This is a genomic window from Rheinheimera pleomorphica (assembly GCF_011634895.1).
In the GTDB taxonomy this organism is placed as follows: Bacteria; Pseudomonadota; Gammaproteobacteria; order Enterobacterales; family Alteromonadaceae; genus Alishewanella; species Alishewanella pleomorphica.
In genome coordinates, this window is the sequence record NZ_SIRR01000003.1 from 57,336 (window position 1) to 75,025 (window position 17,690).

The following is a 17,690-nucleotide window of genomic DNA, read 5'->3' on the forward strand; positions in this document are numbered from 1 at the left end:
GGCGCTTACGATGATTCATGGTGGCTAATTCCAGTCCAGCTCATTGCTTAAATCGGTAAAGGTTTTGATGGCCAGGTGTGAGAGTGACTCACGTCCCCAGCCACTGCGTGCTGCTGAACCCCGCCACAGCTCACGGCTCTGCATATCAGTCAGTTGCAAGGTGACTCCGACAGCGGGCTCACCATCCAGCCCGTATTTGTATTGCCATTCCTGCACCATTCCATACATCACATAGCCTTGGGTTTTCGTGCTCAGCCACTGTTGTGCCAGGCGCTGGCGCTGTTCAGGCTCGATACTGGCCTGCAGATCACTTAGTGCGGCTTTGGGATATATCTCTACCTTTACCCCGGCATCGGCCAACACCGATGCCAACAACTGCTCTGCCTGAGCCTGCGCCAGTGGGCTGGTAGATTGATTAGTAAATGGCATGATGTAAACCACTTGACCAAAGTCCAGTTGTGGGCTCTCACTGCTCATCTGTGAAGCGCACCCTGTCAGCAACAGCAGCGCCATAAGCATTAATTTTTTCACCGGTATCTCCTTCATTAAAAATCAAGCGAATAGCCCAGACTCAGGTCGATATTTTCCTGTCCCAGGCGATCGGCACTTTGCCAGTTAATATTAAAAAACACTTCGTCATTACCAAACACCCTTACACCCACCCCAGCTTTGACACTATATTCCACGGAAGATGTCACCAGGTTGTATCCCAAAGCCGTGTCTAACAGGTAACGATAATGTGGCATTTGTGCCCCGGGTTTGCCCACTTCGCCACGCGCTATACGTTGGCCTATCGACAGGCGTCGGTAATGAGGCGCGACAAAGTCGGTGGCGACAAGTGTCCGGCTTACAGCATCAGATAATCGGTCAAGGGAAGTCGTAGCCAGATCACTGCGTTGTATATCAAACTGGCTATAAACCTGCCAAAAGGGTAGCCGACTAAGCTGTTCACTGAGTTGCAACTGAAGCTGCCACTGTGAGGCAATTGGCTCGTTAAAGTCGGTGTTCAGCCAGGTTTTCGCCACAGAAGCCGTTAACTGATTATGCCGCGTAAATTGCCAAACTGGCTGCCAGCTTAACCGGTCTTGCTGAGCGTATAAGAAGCTGTTTTTGCTTAGGTTGGCGGGCATACTATGCTGCAGCTGCAGTAAATGCTGCCAACGTGGTGACGACGCCAGAGAAAGCTGCAGCTGCTGGCCCAGTGTCAGCTGAGTTAAACGCTGTCGCAATAGGGCGCTAAGGCCTAACGAGTCAATATTATCTGACAGGGGTATATGCCAGTGTGCTGATAATTGAGTGGCAGAAAAATCACTTGTACTGGCGGTATCTGCTGCCGTTATGTGTTGCGTGTTTAATATAAACTGGTGGTTATCTAGCGGTTGTTGATAGTGGACTTGCAACTGGTTAACGTCCCAGCTAGAAAACTGCGTAAAGTCGGCTGCCATGCCACGCGTGCGGTTTGGGTGTAGCGCCGCGGCTAAGCGTTGCAGAACAGGGCGCTGTGATACTGGCAGTATAGGGTTATTGGCGTATTGCAAAAACTGCCAGGCAGCTTGCATATGGCCAATTTGTTCTAATGCGCTGCCGCGCTCCAATGGGGTAAGGCTATTTTCTTTGTCATAGACCAGGGCTTTTATGCTGTCATGATCTTGTTGTGCCAGCGCCATAGCCAGGCTTAGGCTGGCGCTTAACTGCGCCTCATTGGCCCTAAGCTGTTGATACCAAAATTGCTGCGCCGCCAAATCACGCGATAAGCTACTTTGCGCCAATAACATTAGCGTATTGGCATCGGCTTGCTGATACAGATCGCGCAGCATACCTGCGGCACCCGAGCCGGGGGATACCATGCTGCTTAACAACGATTGATAGGTTAATTTGCCCTCAGGGAGCGCTTGTAATTGCTGGCTTAGGTCAGTTAGCGCCAACCAGCGCAGTTGCTGAGCCAAAGCGAAATCACCCATATGCTCGGCGAGCAATGCATGGTTTATTTTGTCTTGAACTTGGTAGTTGGTGTGTGCCGCCAGCATTTGATGCCAATAGCTAGCTTGATGAAATTTACCCAGTGCCTGTGCCGCTGCTGCGAGTAAGCGTAAATGCTCTGCATCGCGTTGGTTTTGCTGCAACAGTTGAGGATAAAGATGACTTAGCCAAGCGGTATTCTGGCGTAACAGTGCAAGCCAGGCAGCACTTTGCCATACGCTATCTGGAATGGAGGGTTGCGCTAATTGTTGCCTAACCAGCTGTTCTGCCAAAGCATAGTTTTGCTGGTAGAGTGAAATATAAACCCTAAGTTGCAAAACTTGTGGCTCAGCAAAATCCAATTGGTTTAGTACACCAATTGCTTGCTCAAGTAACCCGGCATCCTGATGTTCAATGGCATGGTTTACCAGTGCCGACAGAATGCTCAAGGCGCCTTTTTGTTGGAATAACTGCCACAAGAACGCTTGATCTTGCGCTGTCATATCACTGTGCGTGGCCACTGCCAAATAGGCATCTAATGCATTATCGGGTTGCAGCACCAATTGTTGCTGATAATATCGCTGTAACGGCCTATTTGCCGTGTAGTTTGCTAAATCTAACAACTCTTCAAGCTGCGAGGTATTAAGTGTTTCGGTTTGTCCGCTTTGGTGCAGGACTGCTAGTGCCTGTTCTGGCTGACCCAATGCTGAAAAGGCTTTGGCAAACCATTGTACCTCGGCAAAGCGCATATCTTCCGTTTGGCTATAACGCGGCCATATACTAGCGGCCTGTTCCGGCTGACCCATAAACAAATAAAAACGGGCTAGCTGCGCTAGTATACGCGCGTGGGTAGGATACAACTGTGCCAGTGTGTTTAATGTCGTTAAGGTATTGTTGGCACCATAGGCTTTGTCGCTGGCATCCACCAGGGACCACACTTCATTGTCAGTTAAATGCCGTTGTTGAGCTAACGCCTTATAAAAATCCGCTTTGGCCGATAAATCACTTTCTGCCAGGGCATCCTCCAACCCTTTTGTAATGGTGCTGATATCGGTGTATTGCGTCACCAGTTTGCGGCTTAGCTGCAGTGCTTTATGAGTTTGTTGTTGCCAACGGTAATATTGATGCAGTTTTTCATAAAGTTGCCGGCTGGGCGCACGTTGACCTAAGGTTTCCAGATAAGCTGTAGCCTGATCCAGATGGCCATTCGCCTCTGCCAGGTTGGCCGCCTGAAGCAAATCAGCATTTGCGTTGGTAAGGGCTAACTTGGTTACTGCGAAATCAAAAGCGCTGTTTGACGCGTTGTTGCGCAGCGCCAGTGCAACAAAATACTGCAAACAGCTCGCACTGCAGCGGTACTTATTGGCATGACGCTTGGCTAACGCAAGCGCCTGCTCCCCCCGTTCAGAGGCTTCGAGCAACTTCAGCAATTGCAGCAGATGTTCTTGGCTGGGCTCGCGTTGATAAACTTGTCCAGCATATAAAGTGGCTTGAAGTGGTTGCCCGGCTTTTAATGCCAGTGCAATCAATTCTTTCTGGTTGCTGCCTGGCAATTGTTTGCTGATTGCCAGTGCCAACTCAGGTTGATTTATTTGTAACGCATAATCAGCTAGTTTGCGCTGGTATTGCTCGGGTAAGCCGCTGGGTAAATTAGCTAAATAATGCTGCAAATTTGCCCGTGCATCGCGTTGTTTAGTACTTAACGTTAACAACAGGCTTGTGTAAAGCTGGTGTGCCGCCAGCATGTCGGGGCTATCATCAAACTTACTCAGCGGGGTTAGCAGTGTAAGGGCATCTTCATAATCGCCTGTGCGGTACAGTTGTTGTGCTAATAACTGGTCTATGGCGACCGAGCGCTGTTCTTGCTGTAACACCCGGGTAAATGCAATAGCAACCGAAGGATCGTCCGATTGCTTAAGCAGGCTTAACAGCAAGTTGTCGTTGGGTTTTAATAACCACAACAATACGCTTGTGACTAATGTAAGCGTAATTAGCGTACGCCGGTTAACAAGCTCGGTGTGTTCGCCAAGACGTCGTCTGACCTGTTGCAGTGGAGACATTAGTGGCTACCTGCTATCTCAGACGCTTCGCATGTCAGGGTTAGCGAGTATTCGCCCGGCAGATGGCTGCTTAGGGTGAGTTCATGTTGGCTTGGTTTAATGCTCAGTCCCGGTGAATGGCTTTGTACCCGACAGTGTTGCGTCTGCAACAGAGTTGCGTGCAGGGGGACATGGCTTAGTAATGACAGAGACACACTTGTCGCATCGGTGTGCCAGTGCTGAACCATGCCATTTGCCTGATGTAAATAGGGCGCACCGTCAAAGTGACGGGCACTATCGGCAGGGGCAATAATGGCAAGCGGCCCAAGTAAACTTAAATAGCGGCCATCCGGTCCGTTTGCAACGCCCGTTACCCCGCTAGAGCGCGCGCCGACAATAAAGTTGGCAGGCATGCGTAAACTGCGTATGCCTGTGCTGCGAACCCGGTGACCGTTTTGAAATATGCTGGCGCCAACACCAGTTTCATAAAGCCCGCGTGCTCGTTTAGCATATTCACTGAGGTACAGTGGTGTAAACGGTTGCGTTTGTGCCCAATGATAAATGTAGTCCAATGCACCCAACGAGCTGGGGTACATGCCAGAGTACATGTGATAATAAATGCTAACCGGTTTTAGCCGACGTGGTTCTCCCAGCTTGGTAAAGGTCTCGGTTACCCGGGCAAAACCACTGAAGTTTTCAGTCCACAACTCGGTATACAGGTTCTCATTCATAATGGGCGCATACACTTGAACCGCATTGGGATACCAATTCAGGTGGGGGGACACCTGGGCGTATGAAAAATTGTCGTTGAGCACATAAGTGTTGCCACCGTTGACGTTATACAGCTCCAGGGCATCGGTTTGCGCAATAATATCAGGGGTGGGGTTGGCCATGCCGGACCATAGAAATACCTTAACTTTTTTATCCGCTGGGGCCAGCGTTTCATTAATGTAAGCGACACTCCCAGCCACTTCACGAGTGTAATTCAATTGATATTCTGGTACCGGCAGTGCGTCACCATAAAGCTTCTCGCGGCTTGATACGCGCGGGTCCCAAAAAAACGGGTGGCTAAAAGTGTGTGAGGCTAGCTCAACATTCGGCAAGCGAAAAATGTCTCGGGCAATCTGTTCAAGCTTATCTGCCAAATGTGGGTACAGGCCGTGCGCCGCCACTTCGGCTTCTACCACTGATACCGTATGTGGTAGCTGATAACGTGTCAGTATGCGATCGAATATGGCTTGGGCGGCAAAGGGTTTACCCGGCAACCAGGCCACTGAGGGAAAACCGTCACCGTCAATATGTGCCGTTACAATTCGCTGGCCTGATTCCGTTGTTATATCGGGTACGGGCAGGGAGGGTAAACGCAGCATAGGCAACAGTACGTCGAAAGGGTCAAGGATCCAACGCTGTCGATCGTTGATCAGCTCTTGAATGTCTCCTGGCGCCAATAGTGCGCCACCCCAGGGGGCTGTAAAGGCGGCAACGCCAATATTACCGCTATTGTCATGGTAATTTGCCACAACTTCTGCCTGGCTATTTTGTAGCACATACCTTGGGTATTCTTCTTTTGCCGCTTGCGGCAAGGGGTATAGTGTAGGAAGACTGGCTTGCATCTGGCCGTAGTAAAACCCCTGCTGCTGCAGCCCAAGTTGCGCCAATATGGCTGGGTTCTCTGGCACAGTGCCAACAAACACCGTAGGAATGCGGTTCAGTAGACGCTGCAGCAACGTGATAACCTGAGGCTGTTGATAATAGACCTCAGGCAGCATCAGGAAGGCTGCGGCATAAGGCTGCAATGACAGGGTATTACCCTTAAGGGTGCTAATGTCTTGGCAGTCAGGCACATAGCCAGCATATTCAATTAAGGTAGATAAATAACGATGGCAGCGCGATTGTTTCTTTGGGCCGTCTCGGCTGTCAAATAACCCTAATACCCGGCGCGGTAATGGATAATGCAAAGACACGCCGTACTGTTCAAGCAGCCCGTCAGCAATATAAGGAGTAAAACCTAGCGTCGCAATCTGTCGTGCCGCCGTAATGCGGTCGTTGATGTCATCAGGCCGGTAATCAATCACTATCACTTCGATACCCTGCTGCCTGACATCTTGCAGTCTTTGCATAAGCCAGGCGGTGTCTTCAGCCGACTGTTCAACATATCCCTGTTGTTGGGCATTAAAGCCAGCATACAAGGATTCTGCAACAATAGCGGCCGGGGTAAAGTCAAGTGCCGGCAGCAGCTCAAAACCTCGGTTAAGCAGCAGGGTGGGGCTGCGTTTGGCTATGTTGTTAATAATCTGCGTTAATGCGCTGCGCTGATTGTCATGTAACGGAGGGGGGGACAGGGTGTAGCTATCCAGGGTGTCCAGAAACAGGCCATCAAAACCGGTCGCGGTTAAGCGCTCTGCTTTACTCAGCAGGTACTGCTGCCATAAGGGTTGTTGTAAATCCATCACCTTTGACTGCCAGGCCGGGTTTTCGGCGATAACGGCTTTATAAAGGCCATCTGTCAGAGGTGGTAAGGTTTCGCCAACACTGAGATAGGCAAAAACCTCAACCTTCGCGTTTTGAAGTTGTTTCAGTTGTGCTGGAGTTATGCCTTCGGCATTTACTACAATTCGGTCGTAACTTAATAGTTCGCGTACCGAGTCAATTGGTTGATAGTAAAATGCAATCGACTTTGCATCGGCACTATCGGCTAATACTGGCGTACAGGCAAACCCACCTAACATAAAAAGCGTAAATAAAAAAACTACTTGCATGCAAAGCAAAGGCATGCGGGTAAAAACGTTGGTGGTTGTCATTTTTACGCTATAGGTAAAGTTTGTTATTCATTATGAAAGCAAAGTGGCGGTACAGTTTTTTGCATCATGTTAAAGCGCGGCATTATATGTATATTAAATTAGCTGCGCAATTTGTATCCGCCTTATTTAATGAAGATATTTAAGATGTTAACCTGTTTGTGTGCTTTTGAATAATTTGTTTACATTGCGCATTTAAATATGATGTTTTTATGATGCATCAATGTTTTAATAACCTGCTTTGTACCCTAAGGCTTTACGCCGGGATTTTACCGCCGTTAGGTTGATGTCAACAACTATCTTAGCATTGTTAACACCCCGATATGCCGTTCAAAAGAAAGGCGCCTAAGCGCCTTTAAAGCATGTAATTTGTTGTCCCGGCTTTACTACTGCAAATCAAAACGATCGGCGTTCATTACTTTTACCCAGGCCTTAACAAAGTCGTGCACAAACTTTTGTTTGTTGTCGTGCTGGGCATACAGCTCCGCGTACGAGCGCAGTATCGAGTTTGAACCAAACACTAAATCGACCCGGGTCGCGGTCCACTTAGTGTTGCCGGTGTTACGCTCAACAATGTTATACAGGTTGCGTCCAGCCGGCTGCCAGCTGTAGCGCATGTCGGTTAGGTTAACGAAAAAATCATTGGTCAGCACACCAGGTTTATCGGTAAATACGCCATGTTTGCTGCCACCGTAATTGGTGTCCAGCACGCGCATGCCGCCAAGCAACACTGTCATTTCCGGCGCGGTTAAGCCCAGCAGCTGGGTTTTATCCAGCATCAGCTCTTCCGGCTGCACCACATAATCCTTTTTCAGGAAGTTACGGTAGGCATCGTGCAGCGGCTCTAACACCTCAAACGACTCGGCATCGGTTTGCTCTGCTGTGGCATCGCCGCGGCCCGGTGCAAAGGGCACGCTAATGTTAACACCGGCCGCCTTGGCGGCTTGTTCAACGGCTGCACTGCCACCTAATACAATTAAATCAGCTATGCTAACCGGCTTGGCAAAGCCCGCTTTAATGCCTTCGAGTACCTTAAGCACTTTGGCTAAACGCTCAGGTTCATTCGCTTGCCACTGGTTTAGTGGTGCTAAGCGAATGCGTGCGCCGTTGGCGCCGCCACGGTAATCCGAGCCACGGAAGGTACGGGCGCTGTCCCAGGCGGTGGCAATCAGCTCGCTTTGGCTTAAACCGCTTTGCAGCAGCTGGCTTTTCAGCGTATTAATGTCGGCGTCGGTTAAATCAGCGTTACCTTTGGGTACCGGATCTTGCCAGATCAGGTCTTCTTTGGGCACATCCGGCCCTAAATAGCGGCTTTTCGGCCCCAGATCGCGGTGCGTCAGTTTAAACCAGGCGCGGGCGAATACTTCAGAGAAATAGGCCGGGTCTTTATAAAATTTCTCAGATATTTTGCGGTACGCCGGGTCCATCTTCATCGCCATATCGGCGTCGGTCATAATAGGGTTGTAGCGGATAGACGGGTCTTCAACATCAACCGGTTTATCGTCCTCTTTAATGCTCACCGGCTCCCACTGCCAGGCGCCGGCCGGGCTTTTTTTCAGCTCCCAGTCGTGCTCTAACAGCATCTTAAAATAGCCGTTATCCCACTGCGTCGGGTGGGTGGTCCAGGCGCCTTCAATGCCGCTGGTCATGGTATTGCGGCCTATGCCACGGCTTTTGTGGTTATTCCAGCCCAGGCCTTGCTCTTCCAGGTTAGCCGCTTCCGGCTCTGGGCCTAAGTTCTCGGCCTTGCCATTACCATGGCATTTACCTACCGTGTGGCCACCGGCGGTTAAGGCCACCGTTTCTTCGTCGTTCATCGCCATACGGGCAAAGGTAATGCGCACATCATGCGCGGTTTTAAGCGGGTCGGGCTTGCCGTCTACCCCCTCAGGGTTAACGTAAATTAAGCCCATCATCACGGCTGCCAGTGGGTTTTCCAAATCACGTTCACCGCTGTAGCGTGAACCTTCACTGCCGCTGGGCGCCAGCCATTCTTTTTCTGAGCCCCAGTAGGTGTCTTTTTCCGGGTGCCAGATGTCGGCGCGGCCACCGGCAAAGCCATAGGTTTTTAACCCCATTGACTCATAGGCCATATTGCCGGCCAAAATCATCAGATCGGCCCAGGATAATTTATTGCCGTACTTTTGTTTAATGGGCCACAGCAGGCGGCGGGCTTTGTCCAGGTTGGCGTTATCCGGCCAGCTGTTAATCGGCGCAAAGCGTTGGTTACCGGTGCCACCACCGCCACGGCCATCGGCAATACGGTAAGTACCGGCGCTGTGCCAGGCCATACGAATAAACAAACCACCATAATGGCCCCAGTCGGCTGGCCACCAGCTTTGGCTGTCGGTCATCAGGGCTTTTAAATCTTGTTTTACTGCGGCAAGGTCGAGTGTTTTGAAGGCCTGTGCGTAGTTAAAATCCTGGCCTAGTGGGTTAGTTTTACTGTCGTGCTGGTGCAGAATATCCAGGTTAAGCGCTTTAGGCCACCAGTTCATGTCATTGCTGCTGGCAGAGGTATTACCACCATGCATTACCGGGCATTTACCGGCTGAGTTGTTATCCATTAGGTGCTCCTTGGTCGTTGGATTAGCACAGGCGATACGGCTTGTACCTGCTTGGGTTGCATCAAACTATAGACGGCGAATGGCATTCATGACAGTGAGTTTTTCCGGCTGGGTTAATCGGTTTTTTCAATTAAAACAGCCTGTACGCGCTAATTACCCGGCCATTTTATGCCTTGAATATCGGCAATGAAGAACGCGAAGTACGCTGCGCTGGCAAACTGATTACCTGCTTCGACATGGCTGGGCAGGCAATAACCGTTAAAATCACGAAATGCCGATAAATAACCACCAAAGGGCTGCAGTTGGTAGCGTCGCTCGGGGTTGGCATTGCTCCAGCGCATAAAGCTGACATGCCTGGGCTGGCCGTTTTCGGCTAGCGTAACATCAACCTGTTGTGTCATGCCGGCATAGGTTACCGTCAGGCGGGCGCAGTGCTCACTTACGGCTGTCCATTGTATGCCGGGGCCTGGCAGTACTGCTGCCGGTGTCCAGAATACCGCCTCGGCCACATAGCGGCCAAAGGCAGCGCGGCTATGGTTTGCATCACCACCAAGCCTGGCCACCGGCAACAGCCCTTGCAACCAAAACCGTGTCCAGTGCTGGCTGTCTGAACCTGAGATCCGCAGCCATTTGCGCCCGGTCTGCATTTGCCAGACAAAGCCGGCTGGAAAGGCCAGTGTTTGCCGGGCCCGCATCGGCAGGTAGTTGGGGTTATCGGCATCGCCCATACCAAACTGGCCGGTCATTGTAATATCTGCCACGGTGTATAGCGGTGTACCGGGTTTAATGGCAAACGTAAAAAAACGCCGTGCAGGCTCAGGCAGGCCATCGAGCAGCTGCAGGTTAAAACAAGCGGGTTGTCTGGCTTGTTGCTGGTGTAACTGGCGCACTAACCGCCGGTCGGCGCAGTAGTCGAGCCAACGCCAGCAGGCCATACTAATACAAAGCAGTAATATGACGGATATAAGCATAAGCCACATCGGGTTAGCTCCTCAGTTGCCGGGCAGCAACCCGCCAGCGTTTTTGTGGTTAAGCCGTTAGCTATTGTTTAACCAATCTTCAAGCTTTACGCCAAACTATGCACCACCTCGCTGGTGTGGCTTAAATTGTCATGCAGCGGGCAGCGCTGGCACACCTCATCTAAAAACTGCGCTTTTTGCTCATCAGTTAAATCGGCATCTATTACCGCGCTAATGCGAATTTGCGTAAAGCCCACCCGGTCATCGGTCGGCTTGCCCAGTAAACCCGCCGGGTTGTAATCACCTTCTACTTTTACCTGCATACCGCGCAAATTTATTTTCTGCTGAAACGCCGCGATACGGCCAATGGTGCCAATGCAGCCACCAATAGCAAATAACAACATTTGCAGCGGCGTAGGCCCAGTGCCTGTGCCCTTAGCCGCCACCGGCTGGTCTATCAGCACAGTGTGGCCATCAATTTCGCCGCTAATGGCAAAGCCCTCGGTCATATTGGCGTGTACAGTAACGGTTTTCAGGTTGCTCATGCAGAAATCCTTGTTTAATTAGGTTGTGCTAATTTACAAGCTGGCGCAGCAGCAGATGCTGCGCTGGATCAAACTTTACTGCGGCTGGCTAAAACTAAATGGCGGATAGCTGGGCAGTTGCAACTTAGCATCGGCAGGTAGTGTTGCCGCTTGCTGCTGCAATTGCTGTACAGCGGGTAAAATAGCGCTGCGAAAGGTTTTTACTTCATCCCAGGCCTGGTTAAAGCCGGCCCTGGCCGCTGTGTCGCCGTTTTTATAGGCCGCCAATAACGGCCCCAAATGCTGATACGCCAGCGCCAGTTTGTCGGCTTGGCTGCGCTCAAACTGGTTAATTTGCTGCATTAGCGCCGCTGCCAAGGGGGGTTGCTGCGCGGCGGCGGTTAAAAAGTTTGTATCGATAAAATACTGCTGATAATCGCTGGCCGACATTGCGGCGGCGTTGGTCCAGTGCATTAAGTCGGCTTTGTTCAGCAGCTGGCGATTAGCCGGATTAATCACCATCACGGTAGGCGTGTCATAGTACAGTGGCAGTTGGTAACGCTGCGCAGTAGCGGCGCCATATTGCAAATAGCCAACATCCACCAGCGCAATACTAAAGCGCTGGTGCAGCTGTGCCGCCAGTGGTGGCCGGTTAAACTGCTTAAGCAATGCCACACTGTCGTGACACCAGTCACTCCCCAGCACCAGCAGCAGTAATTTTTGCTCTGCCGCCGCATTTTGCTCCAGCGCGTCCAATTGGGGTAGCAGCTGTTGCTCCGCAGCAAAAGCCAGCGTAGCTGGCGTATCCGCCCTGGCAGTAACAGGTAGCAGGCAAAGCAGCGCGGCAACACAGGCTGTTAAAAATGGCAAAGGTAAGGCAAACATAGACAGCTCCGGCTGGCGTTAGTATTTCAGGGTTGCTGGTTAGGGGTAGTTTTCAGCATCAGGCCGAGTGTGGCAAATTTTGCAGCCATTTAATAGCGCTGATATCGGCAATAAATGACGCTAAATGGAAAAGCAAAGCTAGTTGTTAGGTATTATTTAGCCCATCCTCATGCGCATGGCGCACGTGAATGATAACAATACTGTTGTTAGCGTTGCGCAAATGATTAGGCCGCTATATGTTTGAGTTTAATCAGCTAACGGCGCAGTTTGCGCTAAACCTTGAGGGGGCAAAAATGGGCGAACTGCAGATTTATCAAAATGAAGACGGTAGTTTGCAGCTCAATGTGCAATTGCAGGATGAAACCCTGTGGCTGTCGCAAGCGCAAATGGCGCAGTTATTTGCGACCTCTACTGACAATATTAGTTTGCACATCAAGAATATTTTTAAATCACAGGAATTGAATGAGCGTGCAACTACCGAGGATTTCTCGGTAGTTCGCCAAGAAGGTAAACGGCAAGTAAAACGCAGTGTTAAACACTACAACCTTGATGTCATTATTTCCGTCGGTTATCGGGTTAACTCAATTAATGCCACCCGTTTTCGGCAATGGGCGACTGCCACCCTAAAACAACATTTAGTTAAGGGCTACAGCTTAAACCAGCAACGCTTGAGCCAAAATGCTGCTGAGCTGGAAAAAGCATTGCAACTGGTCAAACGGGCTGCAGCCTTACCCTATAACAGTGAGTTTGGTGCAGGCCTGGTAGATATTCTGGCCAGCTATACGCAAACCTTTTTATGGTTGCAGCAATACGATGAAGGTTTGCTGCAGCAGCCAAAAGGCGAACCAGGTGGTGAGCTAACTCCGCTAACCGATGCCAGGGCGGCGCTGGCGCAGTTAAAAGCACAACTCATCGCCAGAGGCGAAGCTACCGCATTATTTGGCCAAGAGCGGCAAGATGGTTTGGCCAGTATTTGGGGCAACTTGCAGCAAACGGTATTTGGTGATGCCGCTTACCCCAGCATTGAAAGTAAAGCCGCGCACTTATTGTATTTTGTGGTGAAGAACCACCCTTTCAGTGATGGCAATAAACGCAGTGCAGCATTTTTATTTGTCGATTTCTTAAATAGAAACAAACGTTTGTTTAATGAACACTATCAAGCTGTTATAAATGACACCGGTTTGGCTGCTATTACTTTGTTAGTGGCCGAATCAGATCCGCAAGAAAAGCACACCTTAATCCGGTTAATCGAAAACTTACTGGCAAAATCATAACCTGTGCTTTAAATCCCTCTAAGGAAAGTGACTATTTTCTGGCGACAGCTGGTTTTACCCGGGTGTCATATAAATGCTGCAGTGCTTCGGTTATGGTCATATCAATGTTTTCACTCAGGTAACGCTCTACCTGTTTGTGCACAAAAATCACCGCTTGTTTATGCTGTTTGGCAAAGGCCGCGCATTGCTGTTTTAGCTGCTGGTTAAATTCTTTCTAGGCCGCTTGTTGGTGAAGGGTATTAATCGCCTGCTCAAAGCTATTGCCGTTATCAGCAAAGGCTTCTTTTAACGCGTTTTTCGGTATCCGGTAGGCTTTACTGGCAAAATCCAGGGAAAAAGGGGTAGGATCTCAGAAAGTTTCAGCTTCTAAGCTTGGTTACAAGACAACCAATGATTTCTTAATCCAGCAGCTGAGTAAGGACCATAGCCACGTTCCTTTAACCACTTCAGGCTAACACTTTTTGTTTTAATATCTTTAGCAGCAACGAGATAAAACTCCCACTTCGACATATCCATCCCGTTCCAAGCTTCGTAATTCTTCTCCGTATGAAAACAAAAGCAGTAATAATCTGACTTCAATGAGCCAAATTCTTGCTTGCTGTTATCAATCGTATCTCTTGCTACTAGTCCGCCAAACCTAATTTTATTGTCAGGTTGGATGATGACTTTTGACAAGTCTTTGAGGCTCCCATCAGGATTAAGAGCTTTCCAGGACTGCCAATATGCGCTGGCTTTAATTTCGATTCGAACACCGCTACTCGTTTCCAAATCACTATTCGCCCATAAATAGCGCCTGGAACTTTTAATGCCTAAAATTTTTGCGACCAACCACTCAGCAAAAATGCCTTTGTTAACGTCGTCGCATAAATCCGAATAAGCCCATGAAAGAAAATCCAGTAATTTACCCTCCAGCTTCAGGTCAGAATTTAGCAACTCATCATCAAGGCTATTTATTATGCTCATTCAACCACCTGTCTGTTTGGAAGGTTTTTTAGTAAATTTGCCATTTCTCTGATTGGCTAAATGGCTCCCTTTTCTTCCTTTGACTGTGCATGGACGGTAGGAGCGCATCAGCGATGTAGAGTGTGGAAGCAAATCAGTGATTTTTTGTTTTCGGTAACTCAGGGTTATCTCTACATCACTCATCACTAATCTCATCGAACCCTGGACGGAATGACTGCACTCTGTATCCGGTTTCATCTCAATACCGAGTTTATTCAACGATACCTTTTAACCGGGCGAAAGTGCGCATGGTTTCATCGGCTGCCAGAGGCGGATAATCGGGGTTTTTGGCGATTAGCAGATACTGCCCGTCGACGATTTTTTTCACATCACGCAGTAGATATTGGTTATCACCACTTTCGTCCTGGCGCTCTATGGCGACAGTACAGTTTTGTAGTGAACCGGCGCTGGTTGGGCTGATAAGCTCCAGCAATAGTAGTTGGCCGTCCAATATCGGGGTTTTTCCGCCATTCATCGAGTTACCGCTGGCGCGGGCTAAAAAGTGTTTTTCAGGGTTAAGGCTACCAAAGCCGAAAGGGGGATCCAGGTACTCGACACCACTGTCATCACCGGTTTTAAAATGACCACAGGCAATTTTGATATTGGGGAAATAGCGTAATTTTAATGGGCTAGTATTCGCACTGGTCGGCTGTACTGCTTCAGTATCTGCATCATTTGCTGCGCTTAGCTTTATGTTGGCCAGCTGCGTTGTTACTGTTGCTGTGCTACCGGTAACGACAAATTCATCTTTACTCAACCAGAGTTTAGCGCCATTAGCCTGTGCGACAGAGTAAGCCCAATCACTGACGGCTAATGACTTTGTTGCATCACAGTAAAAGTAAGCCGCTAGCTCGGCGCTGAGTACTTTTTCAAACTTAACCAGATTTTGCTGCTGCCAATTGTCCCGGTGTTGTTGCGCTGCAAGATAGTCGCGTTTGCTGTTGTTACAACTGCTGTGGGCTGCGACAAAGTTATGGCCTAAATCGGTAGAGTAACGGGCAAAGGGAATAAAGTGATCTACATCAGCGCTGCTGGCATCTTTTAATGGTTTATGGCAGTAAAAACACAGGCCGCGCTGGATCTCAATTAACACGGGCCGGGCTTTATTTAACGTGTTCCTGTCTACACCGAACAAGAACTCATGCAGTTGGCTTTGCGCGCCGAGCAGTTTCTGATTGTCTTTAATGCTTTGAATTTTTTGCAGCCAGGCATTTTTTGCCAGATACACCACCAGATCGTAAAACCGCCGAAATGAATAGGCGATACCGGCATTCAGTTTGATAAATTTACAATTGTCGCTATGCGGGTATAAAAAACACTCGGCCTGTTTGGCCAAGATCTGCAGCCGCCACAAAGGGCCATCTTTTAACGTGGTTAGCGTAGCGCGGTAAATCTGTTTCCAGTAAGGGCTGTCTTTTAATTGGCGGATATTGCGGATGTCGTTTTGCTGGCATTCATACAACACGCTAATCACTTTAGATTGCTTGCCGGTGTTTTGCTTTAAAAGTGCCGCGTCGCCATTATTATTGGCAGCGAACGGCATGGCATGGTGCCAATAAAGCAGGATAAATTTATCCACCAGTTCGTCCAGTGTGATCACCAGCTCGCTGTCCGGTTGTTGCAGCGGGTGTTCGATACAGACATCGGCAATGGCATGCAGCAGGGCAAATTTATAGGTGGCACTAAAGTCACCTTCGTTTAGCATGCGCTGAATATAGGCGATAAAATCCAGCTGTTGCTGCATGCCTGCCATGGTTAAATTACATCCTTAAACAACAACGCATTAAGCCAACTCTCATGACTACGCTCTGGCCGCTGATCCTGCGTCAGCCAGGTTTTACTTATGCTTAAGCTGCTAACTGTAGCGACTAAGCTTTTCAGCTTCTCTTCATTCATATCAGTAAAACAGCGGCCATTTAGTTCGCGCTCACCATCACCGTATTTAAAAGAAGCATATAGTACGGCGCCCGGTTTTAATGCTTGTTGTAAGCGGAAAAGGACTGACGGCAAGCTATCCGTTGCAACATGCAATAGGCTGGCGCAGCACCAGCTGCCGTCATATAGTTCATGGCCATTTAACTGCTCGAATTGTTGTACTGCTACAGGCTGCTTCAGGCGCCTACTGGCAATTTCTGCCAGCGCACTACTGGCATCAAAAGCGCTGACATTAAAGCCTAGCTGTTTAAAATAAGCTGCATCCCGGCCACTGCCACAACCGGCATCAAGAATATGGCCGCCAGTTTTAACCCAAGGCAAAAACTCGGCATATAAGGCTGTCATGTCAATCTGATCTGTCGCAGAAGCAAAGTCCGCAGCGTTTTGGTTATAGTAATTTATTGTTTCAGATGACATTAATACGACCATAACAATACAATAAGCCTTCTGATACTAACGCTGTTAGGCTATATTTAAAAGCTCCGCATTCGCAGTTCTCAATTGTTCTAAAAATGTAAATCGTGTTATCTTTCTGCTTTCAGGGATGAGGCCGAATTATGAAAACACTGCACGATATTCAACGTACCAGCCAAATTTGCCAAAAAGCGCAGCAAAACCAGCAAAGAGATTTGCGGTTCCGAAGTGGAGCTTAAGGTAATGCAGCAGGGCGAAGACTTTGAGCGCAAAAAAGGGCTGGCGGTATTCTTGTCTCTGATTATGCTTGGCGCGATTGCAGTTGCGGTGTTTAAAGCTGTGGAGCTTTTATCATTGCTAGTCGATTTTGACTCAAAACCTTTTTATTTCAGATTACCTTTGGTGGCATTACCGCTATTAATTACATCACCAATGCTACTGATGTTGATTTATATAGCGTTACGCCGCAATTTCGGCAATTTGCCAGAGCAGCATCTTGCATTGTGGGTGAAAGTGTCACTGGTGTTGCTGGCTGTGGCCTTAGTGCTGCGCATTGTGTTGGGGTTCTGGTTACCTGGCTATGTAGCAGCGCATGGTTTTACTCATTGCAGCAAACTTGAGAATCCATCGCCTTTTGCCTCGCAGCTGTGGGTGCGTCAGCCGGAATATTGTCATGAATTATCCTATTTAGTTAATGTTGAAGTGCTGGATTGGTTTGATGAGCAGCAAGCTTTAGGTGCTAAGCCCTCTGTTGAAGAAGTAACAGCACAGATTGAATTATTTATTGCCGAGCGCAAGCGGCGGTATCAGTAATGACGGAGAGCAAGCCAGGACCCGGCACGGCGGAGTTTGAACAATGGTTGTTAGACAGGGCCAAAAAGCGAGCTGAAAGAATTTTTACTGTCGAGATACCCGAAGAACTGGCTGATGTTGATAGCGGCATAATGGCCGGTCCGCTTAGTTGGGAAGACGTGATGCCAGAAAAAACTATCGCCGAAGATATCGCTATCGATAAGGCGCATAAGCGCGTGCACCTTAAAGTGGTTAAATAGTGTGCGGTCGGTTTGCGCTGTTAAGTTTTGAGAGCCCGGAGTTCACAAATGCAGAGTAACGCTACTGCAAAAGTTTCGCTGTTAAAAAAAGAGCTAGCTGCATTAATAACCATTGTTGAGGCTGAAAAACAGCGCTATGACGCTATTGATTATGACAGCTTGAGTGATGATGAGGCAGGCGATACCGGCGATCAGCATGAAACAGTAGACGGCATTCTGGCTATGTTAAAAGCCAGTTATGCAGACACATTTGAGTAAATTGCAATTGCACAGTATCGGCAG

At 49.0% G+C, this 17,690-nt stretch carries 14 protein-coding genes; 4 read left to right on the top strand and 10 right to left on the bottom strand.

Annotated elements, in window-relative coordinates:
* Nucleotides 1–24: 24 nt before the first annotated feature.
* The 7 genes from EYB30_RS01425 to EYB30_RS01455 all read right to left on the bottom strand — a co-directional run bounded on the left by EYB30_RS01425 (nucleotide 25) and on the right by EYB30_RS01455 (nucleotide 11,731).
* Nucleotides 25–531, bottom strand: coding sequence for a penicillin-binding protein activator LpoB (locus EYB30_RS01425; RefSeq protein WP_166836272.1), 507 nt, complete (start codon nucleotides 529–531; stop codon nucleotides 25–27).
* A gap of 14 nt (nucleotides 532–545) precedes the next feature.
* Entirely contained in the window at nucleotides 546–4,019 is a 3,474-nt protein-coding gene (locus EYB30_RS01430) for a hypothetical protein (RefSeq protein ID WP_166836274.1), read from the bottom strand.
* The gene (locus EYB30_RS01435; RefSeq protein WP_166836276.1) at nucleotides 4,019–6,727 is read right to left on the bottom strand and encodes an endo alpha-1,4 polygalactosaminidase; all 2,709 of its coding nucleotides are present in this window, start codon (nucleotides 6,725–6,727) and stop codon (nucleotides 4,019–4,021) included. Before EYB30_RS01435 ends, EYB30_RS01430 begins: the two co-directional genes overlap by 1 nt.
* Nucleotides 6,728–7,182: 455 nt before the next feature.
* Nucleotides 7,183–9,363 carry a catalase/peroxidase HPI gene (gene katG / locus EYB30_RS01440; RefSeq protein WP_166836278.1) on the bottom strand — a complete coding sequence of 727 codons (2,181 nt, stop codon included), beginning with the start codon at nucleotides 9,361–9,363 and terminating at the stop codon, nucleotides 7,183–7,185.
* Between the two features lie 149 nt (nucleotides 9,364–9,512).
* Nucleotides 9,513–10,343: a DUF6544 family protein gene (locus tag EYB30_RS01445; protein ID WP_166836280.1), complete on the bottom strand. Its 831-nt coding sequence runs from the start codon at nucleotides 10,341–10,343 to the stop codon at nucleotides 9,513–9,515.
* Nucleotides 10,344–10,429: 86 nt separating this feature from the next.
* Nucleotides 10,430–10,867 (bottom strand): OsmC family protein, encoded by a 438-nt coding sequence (locus tag EYB30_RS01450; protein ID WP_166836282.1) that lies wholly within the window; start codon nucleotides 10,865–10,867, stop codon nucleotides 10,430–10,432.
* Between the two features lie 75 nt (nucleotides 10,868–10,942).
* The gene (locus EYB30_RS01455) at nucleotides 10,943–11,731 is read right to left on the bottom strand and encodes a thioredoxin domain-containing protein (protein WP_166836284.1); all 789 of its coding nucleotides are present in this window, start codon (nucleotides 11,729–11,731) and stop codon (nucleotides 10,943–10,945) included.
* Nucleotides 11,732–12,024: 293 nt separating this feature from the next.
* Between EYB30_RS01455 and EYB30_RS01460 the strand changes: the two genes are divergently transcribed.
* Complete coding sequence (locus EYB30_RS01460) at nucleotides 12,025–13,005, top strand: virulence RhuM family protein/type II toxin-antitoxin system death-on-curing family toxin (protein ID WP_166837619.1); 981 nt, start codon at nucleotides 12,025–12,027, stop codon at nucleotides 13,003–13,005.
* A 366-nt stretch (nucleotides 13,006–13,371) separates the two neighbouring features.
* On the opposite strand, the gene EYB30_RS01465 is transcribed toward EYB30_RS01460, so the two are convergent.
* The 3 genes from EYB30_RS01465 to EYB30_RS01475 all read right to left on the bottom strand — a co-directional run bounded on the left by EYB30_RS01465 (nucleotide 13,372) and on the right by EYB30_RS01475 (nucleotide 16,371).
* A complete protein-coding gene (locus tag EYB30_RS01465; protein WP_166836286.1) occupies nucleotides 13,372–13,968 on the bottom strand; it encodes a hypothetical protein in 597 nt (198 codons plus the stop codon).
* A gap of 250 nt (nucleotides 13,969–14,218) precedes the next feature.
* On the bottom strand, nucleotides 14,219–15,760 hold the full coding sequence (locus EYB30_RS01470) for a S24 family peptidase (protein ID WP_241697930.1): 1,542 nt from the start codon (nucleotides 15,758–15,760) through the stop codon (nucleotides 14,219–14,221).
* A 2-nt stretch (nucleotides 15,761–15,762) separates the two neighbouring features.
* Nucleotides 15,763–16,371, bottom strand: a complete 609-nt coding sequence (locus EYB30_RS01475) for a class I SAM-dependent methyltransferase (protein WP_338401287.1) — start codon at nucleotides 16,369–16,371, stop codon at nucleotides 15,763–15,765.
* 213 nt (nucleotides 16,372–16,584) lie between these two features.
* On the opposite strand from EYB30_RS01475, the gene EYB30_RS01480 reads away from it, so the two are divergent.
* From EYB30_RS01480 to EYB30_RS01490, 3 genes are read left to right on the top strand one after another with little or no spacing between them, the layout of a single operon-like run.
* A complete protein-coding gene (locus EYB30_RS01480) occupies nucleotides 16,585–17,169 on the top strand; it encodes a hypothetical protein (protein WP_241697932.1) in 585 nt (194 codons plus the stop codon).
* Nucleotides 17,169–17,408 (top strand): hypothetical protein, encoded by a 240-nt coding sequence (locus EYB30_RS01485; RefSeq protein ID WP_166836291.1) that lies wholly within the window; start codon nucleotides 17,169–17,171, stop codon nucleotides 17,406–17,408. Before EYB30_RS01480 ends, EYB30_RS01485 begins: the two co-directional genes overlap by 1 nt.
* A 48-nt stretch (nucleotides 17,409–17,456) precedes the next feature.
* Nucleotides 17,457–17,666, top strand: a complete 210-nt coding sequence (locus EYB30_RS01490; RefSeq protein ID WP_166836293.1) for a hypothetical protein — start codon at nucleotides 17,457–17,459, stop codon at nucleotides 17,664–17,666.
* Nucleotides 17,667–17,690 lie beyond the last annotated feature (24 nt).

Bases quoted from the DNA above. Each gene is read 5' to 3' on its own strand.
- EYB30_RS01430 (WP_166836274.1), bottom strand. From the start codon at position 4,019: ATGTCTCCACTGCAACAGGTCAGACGACGTCTTGGCGAACACACCGAG.
- EYB30_RS01435 (WP_166836276.1), bottom strand. From the start codon at position 6,727: ATGTTAGGTGGGTTTGCCTGTACGCCAGTATTAGCCGATAGTGCCGAT.
- katG (WP_166836278.1), bottom strand. From the start codon at position 9,363: ATGGATAACAACTCAGCCGGTAAATGCCCGGTAATGCATGGTGGTAAT.
- EYB30_RS01445 (WP_166836280.1), bottom strand. From the start codon at position 10,343: ATGTGGCTTATGCTTATATCCGTCATATTACTGCTTTGTATTAGTATG.
- EYB30_RS01450 (WP_166836282.1), bottom strand. From the start codon at position 10,867: ATGAGCAACCTGAAAACCGTTACTGTACACGCCAATATGACCGAGGGC.
- EYB30_RS01455 (WP_166836284.1), bottom strand. From the start codon at position 11,731: ATGTTTGCCTTACCTTTGCCATTTTTAACAGCCTGTGTTGCCGCGCTG.
- EYB30_RS01460 (WP_166837619.1), top strand. From the start codon at position 12,025: ATGGGCGAACTGCAGATTTATCAAAATGAAGACGGTAGTTTGCAGCTC.
- EYB30_RS01465 (WP_166836286.1), bottom strand. From the start codon at position 13,968: ATGAGCATAATAAATAGCCTTGATGATGAGTTGCTAAATTCTGACCTG.
- EYB30_RS01470 (WP_241697930.1), bottom strand. From the start codon at position 15,760: ATGGCAGGCATGCAGCAACAGCTGGATTTTATCGCCTATATTCAGCGC.
- EYB30_RS01475 (WP_338401287.1), bottom strand. From the start codon at position 16,371: ATGGTCGTATTAATGTCATCTGAAACAATAAATTACTATAACCAAAAC.
- EYB30_RS01485 (WP_166836291.1), top strand. From the start codon at position 17,169: ATGACGGAGAGCAAGCCAGGACCCGGCACGGCGGAGTTTGAACAATGG.
- EYB30_RS01490 (WP_166836293.1), top strand. From the start codon at position 17,457: ATGCAGAGTAACGCTACTGCAAAAGTTTCGCTGTTAAAAAAAGAGCTA.